Genomic DNA, 17,038 nt, shown 5'->3' on the forward strand with positions numbered 1-17,038 from the left:
ATGACACTCACCTCAGGCTTCTGCCCCAAATGCGGCGCTCCAAGCGTTAACGGTGAACTCTGCGGAAACTGCCGCGTCAAAGACACCGTCTGGATCACCATACAGCCCCGCGTTGAATGCATCTGCTGTCCCAGCTGCGGTTCCACCAAAACCGCCGGCATCTGGAGTGACTGCCAGATCGAACGCGAGGAACTCGCCGAAACCCTCGTCAACTCCGCAATATCCATCCACAAAGACGTCCAGAACATCCAAAAAGACATCCATATCGTTGACATCAGCGTCAACCGCTCCATTGCAACCGTCTTCGTCTCCGGTACCCTCTACGGCGTCCCGCTCGAAACCACCCAGAAAGTCAAAATCGTCTGGGCGCGCGAACAGTGCGACCGCTGCTGCCGCATCTCCGGCAGCTACTACGAAGGAGTCATCCAGGTACGTGCAACCGGCAGAAAACCCACATCCTTCGAACTCCGCCGCGCCGCAGAAATCGCCTACCAGATAGAAGACCAGCTCCAGACCGCAGGTGACCGGCTCTCGTTTGTCTCCGACATCGACGAACAAAAAGACGGCATCGACATCATCTTCAGTTCCCAGACCATCGGCAGCGCAATCTCCCACGATATCTGCGGAGCACTCGGCGGGTCTTTTACCACCCACCCCAAACTTGTCGGTGAAAAAGCAGGCATCAAACTCTACCGCGTTACCTATTCCATCCGTCTCCCCCGCTTCTCCCGCGGCGACATCATCAGACACGGCCGCGGCTACTTCCGCATTCTCCGCCAGACCAAAGACATGCTCTTCGTCCATGACCTCGCAACCGGTCAGTCCCGCAACTTCCGCGAAGAAGACAGCGATGTCTTCATCGCAAACATCCATACCGCAGAGCCTGCCGCAATCGTCTATCGCGACGCCGGCATCCTCGGCATCCTCGACCCCGCAACCCAGGAAGTCCGCGAAATTCCCGACTACGCATGGATAGAAGCAGACGCAGGCGACACCATCCTCATCGTCCGTGACCACGACACCCTCATCGCCGCAGGCAAAACCGATGAAAGTCCGCAGGATCCCGAAGAACCAGTTGCAGGAATGCATATCTGAATCCTGGGTTGACCCGGCCCGCAGACCCTATTGCCGCAACGGGTATGCCTACATCCCCGTCCGGACAGGCTTCCCGTACGACCTCGATCTCCCCGAACGACAACCCTACACCGGCCCCGGTTACCAGCGGCTCGGTGACACCCTCCTCCTCCACAGCACAGCCCCGACCGATGACCAGCTCCAAAATCTCATCGACTGGGAACACCCGTCCTGCATCCTCTTGCTTAACCATCATGACGGCGTTATGCGTCTGCCTGACGTCACTGTTCTCTACGGAGTTCCCCACGACGTCACCTTCCGCGAAACCGGCATCACCTACACCCTCAACCCGACGAAAGTCATGTTTTCGCAGGGCAACCGACTTGAAAAACAACGGATCAGAAACCTGATCCGTCCTGGCGAACAGATCGCCGACATGTTCGCCGGCATCGGCTACTTCACCCTCTCTGCAGCACTTGCCGGCGCACATGTCCACGCCATGGAAATCAACCCGGATTCCTGCGCATATCTGCGAAAAAACTCAGAAATAAACGGAGTTGCGGACAAAATCGCCATTGTGTGCGGCGACTGCCGCACGCATCTTACCGGAACCTACAACCGCATCCTCATGGGCCACTTCGACTCTCCTGACTTCCTTACAGCCGCTCTCGCTCACGCAGAACCCGGCACCGTCCTCCATGTCCACGGTATCGGCGACCGCACCAGAGACATTGAAGACACCTTACAAGGAGCAGGTTTTAGGTATTCTCTCAGCGAACATAAAGTAAAGAAATATGCAAGCCGCACCTGGCACTGCGTATGGGACATAGAACTCAGATGAATCGGACACTCGAACACAAACGCATCATACTTGCTGTCACGGGCAGCATCGCCGCCGTTGAGACGATCAAACTCGCCCATGAGCTGCGGCGCCGCGGTGCCGCAGTCACCGGAATCCTCACTCCGGCAGCCTGCGGCATCATCCACCCCGATGCCCTCACCTACGCCTGCGCAGAACCCGCCCTCACGAAAATAACCGGCATGGTCGAACATGTCCTCTACTGCGGCGAAGGCGGCAGAGCCGATCTCCTTCTCATCGCCCCCGCCACCGCCAACACCATCGGCAAAATCGCCTGCGGCATCGATGACACCATCGTCACTACTTTTGCCACCACCGCAATCGGTCGGGGAATGCCGGTTGTCCTTGTCCCTGCCATGCATGAATCCATGTACCGCCACCCGGCGGTCATCAAAAACCTCGAAACCCTCCGATCCATGAATATTACCGTAGTACCGCCGCGGATGGAGGAAGAGAAAGCAAAGATTGCCGGAATCGAAGAAATCTGCCTCTACGCCGAACGTGCCCTCTCCGCACAGCCCCTGTCAGGCCGTCGTGTCCTCATTACCAGCGGTTCCTGCCGTGAAGAACTTGACGACGTCAGAATACTTACCACGCGATCCAGCGGCACAATGGGACGGGCACTTGCTCTGGAAGCGTTCCGGCTCGGCGCAGACGTCACTGTCGTTTCCAACACCGCTGTGCACGGAGCAGTTCCGTGCGTCCGAAACATCAGCATCAGTTCCTCCGCTGATATGCACGATACCGTCCTGCGGGAAGTGGAAGAACATGCGCCCGACATCTACCTCAGCGCCGCTGCAATCTCCGACTTCGCACCCGAACGAACGTCCGGAAAAATTCCAAGCGGCAGTCCCTGCACCATCTCCCTCCATCCTCTGCCGAAACTCATCACCCGCCTCTTCGGCAAAGGAATCAAAATCGTCGCATTCAAACTCGGCGAAAACGCCGAAACCGAGGCAGAAAAACTTCTTCAGGAAGATGACATCGTCCTTGTCGCCGCAAACCGTCCGGCTGTCATGGGCGCGGACGCGGGTGTTTACCTGCTCATGAAAAAATCCGGCAGTAGAACCATATCAGGAACAAAATCCGAAATCGCACGAGAACTATGGAACGAACTGCTGTAGCATTTGCCCCGGGTCACATCTCCGGATACTTCCAGAGAATTGACGGTGACACTCCCCGCACCACCGGAAGCTGCGGCGCTGGTCTGGTCATCAACCGCGGCGTCACCGCCACCGTCCGGCCCGCGGATCGCATCTCGGTTGTTATCACCGACCACCTGCCCACCGGCGATCCCCTGATTCGCTACGGATCCGGTCTTATTGAGGAACTCCTCGGTTCTTTCGGCATCTCTGCCGCTGTCGAAACGGTTGCGGATCTCCCCATCGGTGCAGGATTCGGTATGAGTGCCGCTGCAATTCTCGCCACCCTCACTGCCGCAAACGCCGTTTTTGACCTCGGCCTCACCGAGTGCGGCATCGCCGAACGCGCCCATATGCTTGAGGTCTCTCATAACACCGGTCTCGGCGACGTTGCTGCGGCTGCGGGCGGCGGACTCGCCGTCCGTACCGCCCCCGGCATCACCGGCGTTGCAACGCGCATGTTCCCGGACGCTGACCTTTGTACCGTTACCTTCGGTTCCATATTCACTCCCGATATCATCAGTTCTCCCGAACAGATGAGGAAAGTCTCTGCTGCGTTCCCGGATCGTACCCCCGCAAACCTCACCGAGTTTATGCAGAACTCCCGGGAATTTGCCGAAGCAAGCGGTCTTATCCCGCGGGAAATCCGCCCCGTCCTCGCTGCCTGTGACGACGCAGGAATCCCCGCGAGTATGACCATGCTCGGCTGCGGCGTCTTTGCCACAGGCAGAGACGCCCATGAAATCCTCGCCGGATTCGGGCGAGCCATACCCCTGAAGCTCTGCCCGCACGGCCCGACCCTCATGGAGATGTAACATGTCAGATATTCCCAAAAGTCATCCAAGATACAAATCGCTTGTCACCCGGAAACAGCTTGCAGACTACGCCCTTGCAGGCGTTGTCTCCATGGAAGGTCTCACCTCCCACGGTCGCGGCGAAGCCTTCGACTACCTGATCGGAGAGAAAACTCCCGCAGCAGCACTTGAAGCAGAAAAACTTGCAGCCCGTGTTCTCCTTGCCGCAAACCATCCGGTGCTTTCCATCAACGGTAACACCGCAGCCCTTGCCGCAGCGGAGATCGCCGATCTCCAGAACGCCGCAGACTGCGAAGTCGAAGTCAACCTTTTCCACCGCACTGAAGAACGTATCGAAAAAGTAACCGCCGTCCTCGCAGAAGCAGGCGTCACCGTCTCGACCGGCCCGGTCGAACGATGCGTCCCGCTCCCGCACGACCGCGGTCTCTGCCGCCCGGACGGCATCGGCTCGGCTGATGTCGTCCTCGTTCCTCTGGAGGACGGCGACCGCTGCGAAGCGCTGGTCGGTATGGGAAAGATCGTCATCACCGTTGATCTCAATCCCCTTGACCGCACCTCCAAGACCGCCACTATCCCGATCATCGACGAAGTCACCCGTGCTCTCCCGAATATCGCCGCAGAGTGCAGAAGACTCAGAGCTGCGGGAGAAAAACCGGAGATGCCTGCATCCTTTGATGGAAAGTACTTCCTTAAAGGAGCAGTTGACGCCATTTCGGAGACTCTGACCCATGCTCTGGATTGAAAAATACCGTCCGAAAACCTTTGACGAAGTCCTCGGGCAGGAACCGTCCGTCCGCCAGCTGAGGTCCTACGCAAAAAGCGCTAACCTCCCGCACCTCATGGTCATCGGCAGATCCGGCTGCGGAAAATCCGCAAGCCTTGAAGCATTCTCACGGGAATTTTACCCCGAATCCGCTGCAGAGAACACCACGGTTCTTCCGGTTTCGGTCATGTTTTCCCAGGGACACGCCTACTTTGCCGAAAACGATCGCTTTGCCGCTCTGTATCAGAAGGACAAATCGGTTCTTGCGAACTTTAAGTACATCGTAAAATGGCATGCCTCGCTCAAACCCCTGTCCTCCGAGTTCCGGCTGATCATCTTTGACGGTGCGGGCGATCTTCCGAAGGATGCCCAGGCGGCTCTGCGCCGGATCATGGAACAGTACAGCCGCACCTGCCGGTTCATCTTTGTGGCAAATTCCATGAGTTCCATCATCGATCCGATCCGATCCCGCTGTGTTCCGCTCTATTTCCTCCCCATCGACCGCGACCTGATGCGCAAACAACTGCTGGAGATTCTGGCCCTCGAAGGTGTGCCGGGTGCAGTCTCCGAGGAAAATCTGGAGATGCTGATCCTCGGCGCGGACGGCGACCTCCGCCGCGCCCTGGTCTGGCTGGAACTGATGGCACTGCACGGTGTCACCGATCTTGCCGGGCTGTCCGAGACGGAGACCGGCGCTCTGGCCTGTGCTGCGGTTGCCGCATGTCGGCGCGGGGATGAGGAGGGAGCACGAAAGATAGCAGAAAACCTGATGATCGAGTACGGACTTTCCGGCCCCGCTGTCCTTGGTCTTCTCCGCGAGGAGCTTCGTTCTGATCTGACGCCTGATGCAGCGCTGCTGTTTTCGGATGCCGATCTCGCGATTCGTGCCGGTTCCAGTGAATATTTACAGATGAACGCGTTTGTTTCCCGGCTTTGCGAAGAGTTGACGCGTTCCTGATTTTTTTGTTACTCCCGCACCACCACGTCGCAGTGGGCATTGAACGGACTCTTGCGAATCGACAGCGACAACAGATACGGATAGTTTTCCGCCAGGTACTGCATATGATCCAGCCAGACCAGAGTAATCTGGCGGTACACGCGGTTCACATCTCCTCCCAGATGGGCAATATCGGTTGCGGGGAGTGTCGCAATATCCTTGCGGCTGGCCAGTTCTTCACCGAGATGAAAGAGGTCCTGCAAAAGTTTTGAGATGGAGTTCTGATCCATCAGTACCGGATTTTCGATAAGCCTGAGCAGGAACTCATGGTGCCTCTCAAGCAGTTCATGCATTTTGGCGAGATCCTCTGCGGATGGGGATGCAATAAATCTGCAAGCCGAAAGCTGTTCCTGTGCTTTGGCGAACTCCGCTTTCGTCCAGGTTTTGTGCACCGTGAGAATGGTTCGGATCTCCGCTGCATCCGGGTCGGACGCGACGATGAGCCGCATCAGACGCGCGCCCATCTCGGAAAAGAAAAGGCCGACGACCATCTTCATCTTTTCCTGCTGTTCCCGTTTTGCCCGCATGGCAAGCAGCCGGTTGATGATGAGGGTGACAATCAGAATGTTTATCGGCAGAAAACCGAGACTGTTGAAGATATAGGAAAGCGTGTTACTTTCCCCGTTGTCGCCGAACACGAGAAATTTAATCGCGTAAATGACAACCGAGGCACAGATCAGGGCGATGATGAGCCGCTGTTCCCATGTCAGGCGTTTCACGTTTATGCTCCGTACCGTTTCGTGAGGATATCGAGCGTTTCTATTGCGCCATCAAAGGACTCGACCTCGATTACGGGCGTTTTGATATTGTTTTCGCGGACACGCCTCATCACTTTGTCGAAGTCAATGTTCCCTTTCCCGATCGCCTCGTGGCTGTCGTGTTTGCCGTTGTTGTCGTGCAGGTGAACATGGGCGAAGGGTGCGGGCAGGAATGCGTCGAGATTGCCGCACTCGTTTGCGTGCCCGACATCAAGGCAGAAGAGTGCACCGTCCAACAGCGGGAGGTCGTTCGGTTCTTTGAGGAAGAAGTATCCCCAGTTGCCCATGTTTTCGATGTAGTAGGTAACGCCGTACTGTATGGATTCCGCACGAATCTGGGCAAGAGAGGCACGAAGGTGCTGTTCGGCAAGATCATATTCGTACTCCCAGGCAAAGTATCCCGGGTGCACGACGACGGGGGCGTTAACTTCGGCGGCGAGGGCGAAGGTGTCGGCGATAACCTCCACGGAAGCGCGGCGGATGGGTTCTAAGACTGATGCGATGTTGACGCCGCGGGAAGGAGCATGGATGCTGTACGTGAAACTGTAGGATTCGAGGAGTTTGGTATCGGTTAACAGATGCGGCCCGTCGCTCATGATCTCGACGTGTTCTGTATGGGGAGCGAGCTTGTCGAGGGCTGAGGCGAGCGGTTCGGCGTGGAGACAGTGGGTGGATATTGCGTACATACTCTAATAGTTTGTGTTGTTTTGGGCAGAAATAAGGATTGCGGGATTTTGGACGTTTCCGGTTTTGTTCTCAGTGCCTGACATGCGTCTTCAGCATGAATTTTTTCTGAACAAAAAATAATTCCTGTTTCGAACGTCAGGGTCTATCCAGACTTTTCGAGCAACGCCCGGAAAACACAATCCTTAAATGAATGGAAACAAACATTACTTACGCAAAACATGCGGGGTCGTGGCCTAGTCCGGAATGGCGACGGGCTCCAGCGGTCTTAGCGTATGATGAACTATCGGGTCTACTGATTGATAGATGATGACCCGTTGGAGCGCTGATGCAGGTATCTGTTCTCCACCATGTTCGCTTGTCGGAGAGACCCGTCGATCGTGAGTTCAAATCTCACCGACCCCACGTTTTGAAAGATTCGTTTTTGTTTGTAGTGTTTTTTTCCGGATGGGTATCATCCGTCTTTGTGGTTTCCAAAAAAGTATGGGGTGGTTTATGCGGTCTTTTCAAAGACCATTACGGTATATCCGCCGTCAATATCCTCTACCCGGCTCATTTCCGTAAACCCGAGCCATCCCAGACGTTCCGCAAAACTGTCGGGTGTATTCTTTCCGGAGGTGTATACGGCTGAGATGATAGTGGAGACGTTATTTTTCAAAAATTCCGCCTCGTTTAACACCACATCAAACTCGCTGCCGATGATGTTCATCACAAGCGTAATATTTCCGGCAAAGTTTGCATTGGAGGCGATCTGCCGGACGGTTGTTGCGGGGACGGTTGTGGTCTCCACAAATGCCGAGCTTTGGGTGATGCGGTTATCCATAATGTCGGAACTGGTTGATATGGTGACGTTCTGTGTTCCATATGCCACCGCTTTTGGCACAATGGTGTACCCTGCAAGGTTGTAGGATTTTGTTTTTTCCAGTGACGGCAGGAGATACGGATTCGGCTCTACCGAGACCTGCTGGGCGGGGATGGCAAGCCGGTCATTGATGTAGGTGGAAAGCATTCCCACTCCCGCACCCAGTTCAATTACCGGATTGGCGGGAGTCAGCCAGCCGTTCACGGCGTTTACCAGTTCACGGTCAAAACTGTTCGGATCGAGGAGCAGAATCCAGATGAAGTTTGCGTCCACGTAGTCCGGGTCCAGAAATATCAGATTTTCCCGGACCATGGCTTGGTTCGGCGTCGGGTTGGCGACGCCGATACATCCGGCGGAAAGTGTTGCTGCAATGCAGATAAGGGCAAGCACTGCGGTGAGCCGGAGAGTTTTACCCGAAAACCCCATGATATTCATGTTTATGTTTCTTGATGTTGAGGTATTTGTAATTGTTGTTGCGGAAAAAAATTATTCGAGATACCCGGAGATTTCTCCGAGTATTTCGTCCATGAGCTGTTTTGCTTCAGCAGGGTCTTTGGACTCGGTATAAACACGGACGAGCGGTTCGGTTCCGGAGGGCCGGATGAGTGCCCATGCGCTGCCGCGGGTGATACGGATGCCGTCACGGGCATCGATGGGGCATTCTTTGAAGTATTCTTTCATGTGAGAGGTGATCTCTGCGGCACGGCGGGTCTTGCGTTTTTCCTGATACATGGTGAAGACCGGAAGTTCTGCGATGAGGGCGGAGAGCGGCTGTTTTCGTTCGGCGACAAGGCTGAGCATGGTTGCGGCACTCATGCCGCCGTCACGGCAGAACTGGTGAGCCGGATAGATAATGCCGCCGTTTCCTTCTCCGCCGATGATGACCGGCTGTCCGGCTTCGATGAGTTTGCGCATGGTGCGGGCTGCGTAGATGCTGCCGACGACGGTATAGCTGGTGGTACATCCGTGACTGTCGGCGACCGCTTCCACCAGGCCTGAGGTGCTGACCGGAGTTACGACGACGCCTCCGGGATGTTTGCGGCAGAAGTAGGAGGTGACAAGACCGAGCGTGATGTTGCCGTCCATGAATGTTCCGTGTTCGTCAACGAAGATGGCGCGGTCTGCGTCGCCGTCATGGGCGACACCGAATGCGGCGCCGGTTTCGATGACTTTTGCGGAGAGTGGCGCGAGTCCTTCTGCGGTTGGTTCGGGCAGGCGTCCGGGGAAGGTTCCGTCGAAGGGTTCGTTGATGACGTGAACGGTTGCACCGAGCCGCCGGAGAATTTCCGGGGTTGTTGCGGCTGCCGGGCCGTTTCCGGGATCGACGACGACGGTGAGGCCGCGACCGCAGTCTTTGGGGAACTGTGCGACGATTGCACTGATATAGAGTTCACGGGCTTCCGGTTCGGATGTTGCGCTGCCGAGTTGGTTCCAGGGTGCGGCGACGAACTTTTGGTGAATCATGGTCTGCTCGAGCTGAATGGTTCGCTCGTCACCCATTTCGGTTCCGTCTGCTTCGATAATTTTGATGCCGTTGTACTCGGGCGGGTTGTGGGATGCGGTTATCATGACACCGCCGTCGAGGTGATGGTCGAGTACGAGGTACTGGAGGCAGGGAGTCGGGACGATATCAAAGTCGATGACGTTGCAGCCGCAGGAGAGGAGACCGGCCCGGACGGCGGCGGCGAGGGCGGGTCCGGAAGTGCGGGTGTCACGGCCGAGGCCGATGGTTTTTCCGGGGCCGAGCATGGTGCCGAATGCTTCTGCGATCTCTAAGGCGAGCCGGGGCGTCATGTCGATGCCGGTTACGCCGCGGACGCCGTTGGTGCCGAAGTACTGTTTTTGAAGTTTTGCAAGTTCCATAACCAATATTTCCGTGAAGTAGTATTGGCGGGACGGTAGATTATAAATGTCGATAAAAGAGGATGGGGTTTATTCGTCGTCGTCGTCATCATCCGCATCGTCGTCTTCGGTGCCGGTTCCTTTGCGGGTGTTGAGGAGGACGTTTGCGGACTCGCCGAGCTTTCGCATGATTTCGGTGATTTTGTCTTCGATGTCGAGTTCGTCGTCGATGGCGAGGGAGGTGCCTTCGATCTCTAAGAGGAAGCGGGCGATCTCGCTGGATTCAAAGAGGATGTCGTCGAGTTCGTCAAGGGTGAAGAATCCGCACATGGCGCCGTAGAAGAAGGTGGCGCCGGATTTTCTGACTTTGCGTTTGAAGGCGTTCCGCGCCTGGTTGACGGCCTGCGGGCTGTAGGGTTCTTCCATGAAGGGGACGAGTTCGGGGAGGTGCTGGCCGATGAAGGTCATTTCTGCACCGTACGGGGTTTTGAAGTCGGAGCAGAGCCGGGCTATTGCCCATTCGCGGGCGGTGATGTAGGTACGTTTGCGCAGGAATACGTTGACCTTGCGGTAGGTTGCGCCGTCAACTTTTTTGAATTTCTGATATTTGTTGATCTCTTCTGTCCGGTCGTCTTCGTCAGGAGTCAGCGGGTACGGGTCAGAGTCCATTGTGTTTGTATTGGGAGTTTATCGGTATTGAGGGTTTGGGGGAGTGGTTTTTGCAGGAATTTTTTGTATAGCATTATGTGGTTTATTTCTTGTGCGGATGCGGGGCTTCGATTGCATGATTGGGGATAGGTGTGATTTTTTTTTTTTCGTGAACTTCTGTATATGTGATCACTGTTTCCGCGAATCGCCTTTCTCTGAAAAAAATCCTCCTGAAAAAACACCGAAACCTTTTCACGGTATCAGAATGCACATGCCTTCAATGCGGTTCACTTACCGTATCTGAATAAAAATACTTTGACTTTGGTTTTTCTTGGAGTTACTCTACGTAAAACCCGTGAAAGAATTTCGAAGTACCCAATCAAAATCCCATCAGAGATTCTGAACAGGTTTCGATTTTTGGAGCAAAGCCCCCGCTTCCTTTTTCCGGAAAAAAGTTACAGCCCGTGTTCCGACAGAATCTTTGCAAATTTTTTCTCCGACAAAATTTCATTCGTAACAAATTCCCCGTCGTAAAACAGGCTGTAGGATGTGAACGGTGCCGGAGCGTTCTGTGCCTCGGCGGCTGATGTGAACTGAACGGTTCGGAACGAAACACCCCGTTCCTGCGCTGTCCTCTCAATCAGCGGCACATATTTTGCCGTGAACGGACACTGGTGGCTGTAGTACAGAACGAAACCCTGTTCATCAATATGCGGCTGTTTTGCCGATGTGGTGAACTGTGGTTTTGGTGCGGATGAGTCGAACGGCAGATAATACAGCTCGTAATATGGTGCGGCAGTATCTGCCGCAGTGAATCCTTTATGACGGAGAAATTTCGGATCCGCGAGGAATGGCCGTTTTTTATCGCCTGCGAGCATCACCAGTCCGTGCTTTCCCTTTTCTTTGCTGTCCGCAATACACGCCTCCAGCAGCCGGGTTGCGTAGCCGTGGCCTGCGTACTGCCCGGCAACCCACAGACAGTTGATGTACATATAGCCGTCTGCGGTAACCGGCGCCCACGCAGCTTCCGCCGGAATATACTCAATAAAACATTTCCCGCGGACGTTTCCCTTCAGAAATACCAGTCCTTCATCCAGCCGGTCACCAAGCCAGTTCTTCTTTGCTGCAACCTGACAGTCGTTGTTGTGTGAGATTGCGCAGCAGATGTGTTCAGCTGCCAGGTTGTCTTTTGTCAGTCTCAGAAGATCCATCTTTTCCACCTAATCTATTGGTATCACGCCGCATAACTCTGTCGGGCCCGGTCGGGACATCCCGGAAAATCGATCCGCATAGACGGCGTTTGAGCGGACTTCTCCCCGGGGTCCGGGTGATTCATCCTCCCCGGGATCGCAATCCCGCAAATCCCTGATTTTGTTATGACCTCTTCTCCTTTCCGAAAAAATTTTCCCGACTGATCTTCCCTTCCGGGGTTGGGGACTTTAAATTTTTAAAAGTCATAATTTGTAGCTGTTTTCTTATTTTACGCGTTATTCTTCCTTTTCTGTTGTGATCCCAGACCCCCAAAATATTGCGCATAATGTCTATTATGCGCAAACCTTATCCCTCCTGACCGCGAACAACCTGATCAAGTGAGTGCGCATGGCCCCGCCGAAACGAACCTTCCAGATCTGGATACCCCGCTACCTCAGCAGTATTGAAACAAAAAATTATTCGGAGAACACCATCGAAGCCTACGGGCGGGTCCTCAGACTTTTTGCCCGCTACAAAACCTATCTCGCCGAGCATGACGGAGATACGCCGGAGAATACCGGGGTTCTCGCAAATCTCGGCATGGGTGCGGATGTGGATGCGGATGCGTATGAGATCAGTGATTTTTTCACGATGATCCGCAATGAGCGCCATCTCAAACCGGCAAGTCTGCATCAGTACGATTCCGCCCTCAGTTCCTTTTACCGGCATTTAATTGCGCAGAATGTTGTTGATGCTAATCCGATGAGCCGCGTTGAGCGGCCGAAGATTAAAGACCGCGAACTGAAGTATCTCCGGCACAAAGAGGTTATGGCGTTCATTGCTTCTCTTACGAATCCCCGGGATGCTCTCTTAATTCGAACGATTTACGCAACCGGTATGCGTGTTTCGGAGCTTTGCGGTCTGCGTGCCGAGCATATCAGTTTTGAGGAGCAGACGATCCGCGTGCGGGGAAAGGGGGGGAAAATCCGGATTGTGTTCTGCGATCCGGATACGCTTTCCATGATCCGGCAGCATCTCGACGGCCGGGCTGAAGGTCCGGTCTTTTTGGGGAACCGCGGTCACGCCATTTCGCCCCGGACGGTGCAGCATATTTTTCATCTCTATGCGCCGCCGGGTATTACGCCGCATAAAATCCGGCACAGTTATGCGAGTGAACTCTACAAGCGTTCGCATAATCTCCGGGTGGTGCAGGAGAATCTTGGCCATAATTCCATTCAGACGACGGAGATTTACATCCATACGGATCTTGATGAACGCAGAAAGGCGTATCAGGAGTACTTCCCGCTGGCAGCCGGCGGGGAGTGATCTCCTTTTTTTCAATCGAACAACTTCGTTCGCATATGGAATAAACCAAATGATGCTATATGCGAAATTTGATCCTAATCAGAAGAAAGATAACCGGATACTGCAATACACAACAGCATGGAATTCTCTTCAGTACTTCTTACTGCGGCAGAGCTTATGGCGGTGTCTGCCCGGACTGCTCCCAAGTCCAAAGGTTCGGATGTCATTGAGATCAGAGTTCTCGGTCCTGATCAGCTTGAACCGCTTGCCGTGGAGATGGAGGAAATTTCTTCTGTAACCGGGATGAAATTTTTTCTCCGTGATGCGGGGAATGTCCGGCAGAGCGGTGCGTGTCTGTTGATCGGTGTGGATGGGTTGTCTACGCTCGGTCTGAACTGCGGGGCGTGCGGTCATGCTACGTGTGCGGAGATGAAGGCTTCGGTGGATATTGCTCCTGCGGATTCTCTGTATAAAGGTCCGGTCTGTGCTCTGCGGTCAACTGATCTGGGTATTGCGGTCGGGTCTGCGGTGAAGACGGCGTCGATGCTGAATGTGGACAGCCGGGTTATGTTTTCCGCCGGGACTGCGGCGATAGCGCTCGGGCTTCTGCCGGGTTCGTCGATGGCGTTCGGGATTCCGTTGTCGGTGACGGGGAAGAGTCCGTTCTTTGACCGGTGATGTTGGGATCGGCGGGTTTGTAATTTTGTAACCGATGGGTGCGGTTACAAATTCGTCCTTTTTCTTTGGTTTGTTTTTGATTCAAAAGTGTTTTTGGAATTTTTTTATTTTTGTAACCGGTGGTTTGGTACTGTACTGTGAGTTTTTGTCAGATTCTTGTACACAGTACGATTTTTGCGGTTACAGCGGTTACAGGTTTGCGGATGTCTTTGGATTTTTGTTTGTTTTTGATTTCCGGTATTTTTCTTGAGATTTTTGTAACCGGTATGCCGGTTACAGGAGATTGAATCCTGAGCAGATAGGATATCATGTGGTGAGGTGGTGGTTTTGGATCTCTTGCAGGTATTTTGCGTATGTCCGAGAGGTACCGGTTGATCTTTGTGAATTTGATGCGCGTGGTTGTCTTTCCGATTTGATACTGTTATAGCACTTTTTTGCAGAGTATGTTCAGTTCCGACTATCTTCAGTGGGATGAGATACTTTTATTATTGATGCTGTATTATATCCTATCTGCTTAGGATGTAACGGGCTCCCCACGTTGTGGTTTTCCGCTGCGTATCTGTTTTGTCCTGAGGAGGAGTTTCATGAGTTTACGTAAGTACGGGACGTTCTGTCCCAAAGATGATGCAGCGAAGCTGCTGCGGCGCGGTGTGGTGCTGCTCGCGGCTCTGCTGCTGGTGTGTACGCTGATGGTGGGAGCTGTCAGTGCAACCGATTGGAAAGATCACATTAATTCTACGTGGTATAGTAGTCACAGCGGTGATGCAACCGACTACTACATCTACGACAATGCAAGTTTTGCCGCGTTTGCGAAGAATGTTACCGATGATGGAACGGATTTTAATACAAAAACTGTCAAGCTGATGGCAGATATTGATCTGGCCGCACACAACTGGACGGCAATCGGCACAGAAGACCACTCGTTCAAAGGAACCTTCGACGGAGGCAACCACATCATCAGTAACGTGACGGTCTATGCTCCGGATACAGAGAATCAGGGCCTGTTTGGGTATAGTGCTAGTCCGGCAGTTCTGAAAAATATCAAGATCCAGAATGCCATTGTGGTTGGGCAATCACAAGTTGGTGCACTGGCAGGATCTCCATATACCGGTACGGTTGAAAATTGTCATGTTTCCGGGTTCATTCAGGTAACCGGTAACTATCAGGTCGGCGGACTCGGTGGATATTCCTATGCAAAAATTAGCAATTGCAGTGTTAAAGGAGATACGGGAAGTTTTGTAAAAGGTGTTTACACAGGAAATAATTTAGAAGGCGATGCCGTAGGTGGCCTGATTGGTTACCGTGCAGAAGGAGATATTACGACATTCAACTGCTCTGCTGCTATCTCTGTGTCCGGCACCCGGAAAGTGGGTGGTCTCATTGGACATCTTCAGTATGGAAACACCGTCACTGGTTGTACTGCCGAGGGAACTGTAGAACTGCTATATGTTCCTGGATATGATCCTGGTAATACATTATCAGCAGGTGCATTATTTGGGGATGTTCATCCGATATATGTGAATAAAGACGGTAGTAAACAAATAACCAAGATTGAAGACTCTACTGCAAGCGGCATCATATCTCTCCCAGATGAGCTAGATGAAGCTACCGTTTCCATCGGATTAATCGGAGCTACACGGAGTGGTAGTGATTACAACAAACAGGATGATCTTACCACCCTGGGCGAAAACGTCAAAGACACAACCTATGAGATCTCCGCCGATGAGTTGCAGAAACTTGTTGATACAGGATACATGAAGACCGCCGGTATTGGAACGGTCACGACTGATTCATCTTCAGATGCGTATACTCTCCTGATTCCGGAAACATCTGCGGAAGGCGTGACATGGAGCAAGAACAGCGACGGTAGCTATAATCTGACGATCTCAAAGAGTGGCATCTACAAGATCATGCAGAGTTTTTCCCTTGCTAAAATGGTTGTAAACGCAGAAGACACGACCATTGACGGAAGTGCAGACGCTGGTGTAGTCATCACCGTTGTTGACACTGTCCCCACAACTGGCAGTGACTACGGTCTTATCAATCTCGATAATAAGAACACAACACTTACCAACATCAACATCACTGCCAGTGAAAACACAGATTTCACACTCCATCAGGGTAAAATTGTGCATTTGGCTGGGGAAAAAAGTAAATTGACCAACAGTATCCTCGATCTCTCCAATGCAAAAACAACATCGATTCCAAGTAGGACATCGTTCATGACTGTTGTTGCTCAGGGTACGAATGCAGAAGTATCCGGTACCACGATCAAGGCAGGAAACGCCAAAGAGGGCTACAGCAGCAGTCAGTGTATTGTAGTTATCGGTGCGGACATACAAATCACTGGAAACACGCTGATACCCGGAAATTCCGCTCAGTATAAGGGAACGGAGTCTTCTGAAGCAGTATCCTCAGGAAGTGTAGGTGTCCGGCTGAATGGCGGAGCAAATAATGTAGTAATTAGCGGTAACACCTTTATCTCCACGCAAGGGGATGCTTCGATGAACAACGGTATCTCCATTGACGGCGTGACAAATGCAGTCACCGTTACCGCAAACAACAACAAGTTCACGCTTTCCAATACTCGCGTCCTTCGCGAAGAAGGAAAGAAAGGAGATGTCGGCGGTTTCGGGAATGCCCTCTACATCAACCCGGGTGCAGACAGTATTGAAATCACTCTGAACGTAAAAGGAAACATAGTCGAAAGCGGAACCAACTTCCTCTACCTTGATGACGACAACGGCGCACGGACGGCCGGATACACCGTGAAAGGAACGATCGACGGAAACGACTATCACCCGATCACGGGTGCAAACATCCATACAAAAGAACCTGATGAGGGTTCATTCTCCTTCGCAGTAACAATGGATGGACTTGACGTGAAAGCCAACAACTACGAGAAGGGGGAAGACCCGAACCCGCCAAAACCCGTCGTCCCCTCCACCTCTTCCTCCGGTGACGGCAACATGAACAACGCCTTCCGTGTCCTCTTCGACACCCAGGGCGGCAGTTACGTCAGCCCCGCCACCGGCCTCTCCTACGGCGACCGCGTAGCAGAACCCGCCAACCCCGTCAAAGACGGCTACACCTTCGGCGGCTGGTACAAAGACGCAGCATGCACCCAAAGCTGGAGCTTCAGCGACAGCATCCCGGGCGACATGACCCTCTACGCCAAGTGGACCTCAACGTCCGGCACCGAAGCAACCGCCTCGGCAACCGCCCAGACGACCGCCAAAGCGACCCCGGCAGCCACGCAGGCGCAGAGCGGCACATCCGCCGCCACCGCAGCACCGGTGTCCACCACCGCCGCAGGCGCACAGCCCACCTTAACGCAGGCACCCGCCCCGGTACTTGGCGGACTCCTCGGACTCCTCGCCGCGGGCATCCTGCTCAGAAGAAGAGAGTAACCCTCTCTTC

15 protein-coding genes and 1 tRNA gene are annotated in these 17,038 nt (G+C 53.7%); 10 read left to right on the forward strand and 6 right to left on the reverse strand.

All coding sequences use genetic code 11. The annotated features are described in order from the left end of the window. From O0S10_RS00275 to O0S10_RS00300, 6 genes are read left to right on the forward strand one after another with little or no spacing between them, the layout of a single operon-like run. Complete coding sequence (locus O0S10_RS00275) at nt 1-1,095, forward strand: 60S ribosomal export protein NMD3 (protein ID WP_268923881.1); 1,095 nt, start codon at nt 1-3, stop codon at nt 1,093-1,095. Further along, entirely contained in the window at nt 1,046-1,915 is an 870-nt protein-coding gene (locus tag O0S10_RS00280) for a class I SAM-dependent methyltransferase (RefSeq protein ID WP_268923882.1), read from the forward strand. Before O0S10_RS00275 ends, O0S10_RS00280 begins: the two co-directional genes overlap by 50 nt. Next, entirely contained in the window at nt 1,912-3,057 is a 1,146-nt protein-coding gene (gene coaBC, locus O0S10_RS00285; RefSeq protein WP_268923883.1) for a bifunctional phosphopantothenoylcysteine decarboxylase/phosphopantothenate--cysteine ligase CoaBC, read from the forward strand. Before O0S10_RS00280 ends, coaBC begins: the two co-directional genes overlap by 4 nt. Beyond that, a complete protein-coding gene (locus O0S10_RS00290; RefSeq protein WP_268923884.1) occupies nt 3,039-3,890 on the forward strand; it encodes a GHMP family kinase ATP-binding protein in 852 nt (283 codons plus the stop codon). The genes coaBC and O0S10_RS00290 overlap by 19 nt, the downstream gene beginning before the upstream one ends. Before the next feature lies 1 nt (nt 3,891). Beyond that, complete coding sequence (locus O0S10_RS00295) at nt 3,892-4,632, forward strand: 4-phosphopantoate--beta-alanine ligase (protein ID WP_268923885.1); 741 nt, start codon at nt 3,892-3,894, stop codon at nt 4,630-4,632. Beyond that, on the forward strand, nt 4,619-5,611 hold the full coding sequence (locus O0S10_RS00300; RefSeq protein WP_268923886.1) for a replication factor C small subunit: 993 nt from the start codon (nt 4,619-4,621) through the stop codon (nt 5,609-5,611). The genes O0S10_RS00295 and O0S10_RS00300 overlap by 14 nt, the downstream gene beginning before the upstream one ends. A gap of 8 nt (nt 5,612-5,619) precedes the next feature. Here the strand turns inward: O0S10_RS00300 and O0S10_RS00305 are convergent, their stop codons facing one another. Together O0S10_RS00305 and O0S10_RS00310 are read right to left on the reverse strand one after the other, a co-directional pair. Next, nucleotides 5,620-6,369: a hypothetical protein gene (locus O0S10_RS00305; RefSeq protein WP_268923887.1), complete on the reverse strand. Its 750-nt coding sequence runs from the start codon at nt 6,367-6,369 to the stop codon at nt 5,620-5,622. 2 nt (nt 6,370-6,371) lie between these two features. Beyond that, nucleotides 6,372-7,094, reverse strand: a complete 723-nt coding sequence (locus O0S10_RS00310; protein WP_268923888.1) for a sugar phosphate isomerase/epimerase family protein — start codon at nt 7,092-7,094, stop codon at nt 6,372-6,374. Between the two features lie 223 nt (nt 7,095-7,317). Here O0S10_RS00310 and O0S10_RS00315 point away from each other — a divergent pair. Continuing rightward, nucleotides 7,318-7,497, forward strand: a tRNA-Trp gene (locus O0S10_RS00315). Nucleotides 7,498-7,585: 88 nt separating this feature from the next. On the opposite strand, the gene O0S10_RS00320 is transcribed toward O0S10_RS00315, so the two are convergent. The 4 genes from O0S10_RS00320 to O0S10_RS00335 form a co-directional block, all read right to left on the reverse strand. Then, nucleotides 7,586-8,389 carry an FkbM family methyltransferase gene (locus O0S10_RS00320; protein ID WP_268923889.1) on the reverse strand — a complete coding sequence of 268 codons (804 nt, stop codon included), beginning with the start codon at nt 8,387-8,389 and terminating at the stop codon, nt 7,586-7,588. Nucleotides 8,390-8,440: 51 nt separating this feature from the next. Beyond that, nucleotides 8,441-9,817: a phosphoglucosamine mutase gene (gene glmM / locus O0S10_RS00325; protein WP_268923890.1), complete on the reverse strand. Its 1,377-nt coding sequence runs from the start codon at nt 9,815-9,817 to the stop codon at nt 8,441-8,443. 69 nt (nt 9,818-9,886) lie between these two features. Beyond that, a complete protein-coding gene (locus O0S10_RS00330) occupies nt 9,887-10,465 on the reverse strand; it encodes a DUF5806 family protein (RefSeq protein ID WP_268923891.1) in 579 nt (192 codons plus the stop codon). 434 nt (nt 10,466-10,899) lie between these two features. Continuing rightward, nucleotides 10,900-11,655, reverse strand: coding sequence for a GNAT family N-acetyltransferase (locus O0S10_RS00335; protein WP_268923892.1), 756 nt, complete (start codon nt 11,653-11,655; stop codon nt 10,900-10,902). 388 nt (nt 11,656-12,043) lie between these two features. Here O0S10_RS00335 and xerA point away from each other — a divergent pair, with 388 nt between their 5' ends. From xerA to O0S10_RS00350, 3 genes are all read left to right on the forward strand, one after another. Next, nucleotides 12,044-12,961, forward strand: a complete 918-nt coding sequence (xerA, locus tag O0S10_RS00340) for a site-specific tyrosine recombinase/integron integrase (RefSeq protein ID WP_268923893.1) — start codon at nt 12,044-12,046, stop codon at nt 12,959-12,961. 117 nt (nt 12,962-13,078) lie between these two features. Then, nucleotides 13,079-13,618, forward strand: coding sequence for a ferredoxin domain-containing protein (locus O0S10_RS00345; protein WP_268923894.1), 540 nt, complete (start codon nt 13,079-13,081; stop codon nt 13,616-13,618). Nucleotides 13,619-14,202: 584 nt separating this feature from the next. Beyond that, on the forward strand, nt 14,203-17,028 hold the full coding sequence (locus tag O0S10_RS00350; RefSeq protein WP_268923895.1) for an InlB B-repeat-containing protein: 2,826 nt from the start codon (nt 14,203-14,205) through the stop codon (nt 17,026-17,028). The last annotated feature ends 10 nt before the right edge of the window (nt 17,029-17,038 follow it).

Source organism: Methanocorpusculum petauri (assembly GCF_026891975.1).
Lineage (GTDB): Archaea > Halobacteriota > Methanomicrobia > Methanomicrobiales > Methanocorpusculaceae > Methanocorpusculum > Methanocorpusculum petauri.

What these genes read in the sequence shown, in the direction of transcription:
- O0S10_RS00275 (WP_268923881.1), top strand. Translation starts at nt 1, where the DNA reads ATGACACTCACCTCAGGCTTCTGCCCCAAATGCGGCGCTCCAAGCGTT.
- O0S10_RS00280 (WP_268923882.1), top strand. Translation starts at nt 1,046, where the DNA reads ATGAAAGTCCGCAGGATCCCGAAGAACCAGTTGCAGGAATGCATATCT.
- coaBC (WP_268923883.1), top strand. Translation starts at nt 1,912, where the DNA reads ATGAATCGGACACTCGAACACAAACGCATCATACTTGCTGTCACGGGC.
- O0S10_RS00290 (WP_268923884.1), top strand. Translation starts at nt 3,039, where the DNA reads ATGGAACGAACTGCTGTAGCATTTGCCCCGGGTCACATCTCCGGATAC.
- O0S10_RS00295 (WP_268923885.1), top strand. Translation starts at nt 3,892, where the DNA reads ATGTCAGATATTCCCAAAAGTCATCCAAGATACAAATCGCTTGTCACC.
- O0S10_RS00300 (WP_268923886.1), top strand. Translation starts at nt 4,619, where the DNA reads ATGCTCTGGATTGAAAAATACCGTCCGAAAACCTTTGACGAAGTCCTC.
- O0S10_RS00310 (WP_268923888.1), bottom strand. Translation starts at nt 7,094, where the DNA reads ATGTACGCAATATCCACCCACTGTCTCCACGCCGAACCGCTCGCCTCA.
- O0S10_RS00320 (WP_268923889.1), bottom strand. Translation starts at nt 8,389, where the DNA reads ATGAATATCATGGGGTTTTCGGGTAAAACTCTCCGGCTCACCGCAGTG.
- glmM (WP_268923890.1), bottom strand. Translation starts at nt 9,817, where the DNA reads ATGGAACTTGCAAAACTTCAAAAACAGTACTTCGGCACCAACGGCGTC.
- O0S10_RS00330 (WP_268923891.1), bottom strand. Translation starts at nt 10,465, where the DNA reads ATGGACTCTGACCCGTACCCGCTGACTCCTGACGAAGACGACCGGACA.
- O0S10_RS00335 (WP_268923892.1), bottom strand. Translation starts at nt 11,655, where the DNA reads ATGGATCTTCTGAGACTGACAAAAGACAACCTGGCAGCTGAACACATC.
- xerA (WP_268923893.1), top strand. Translation starts at nt 12,044, where the DNA reads ATGGCCCCGCCGAAACGAACCTTCCAGATCTGGATACCCCGCTACCTC.
- O0S10_RS00345 (WP_268923894.1), top strand. Translation starts at nt 13,079, where the DNA reads ATGGAATTCTCTTCAGTACTTCTTACTGCGGCAGAGCTTATGGCGGTG.
- O0S10_RS00350 (WP_268923895.1), top strand. Translation starts at nt 14,203, where the DNA reads ATGAGTTTACGTAAGTACGGGACGTTCTGTCCCAAAGATGATGCAGCG.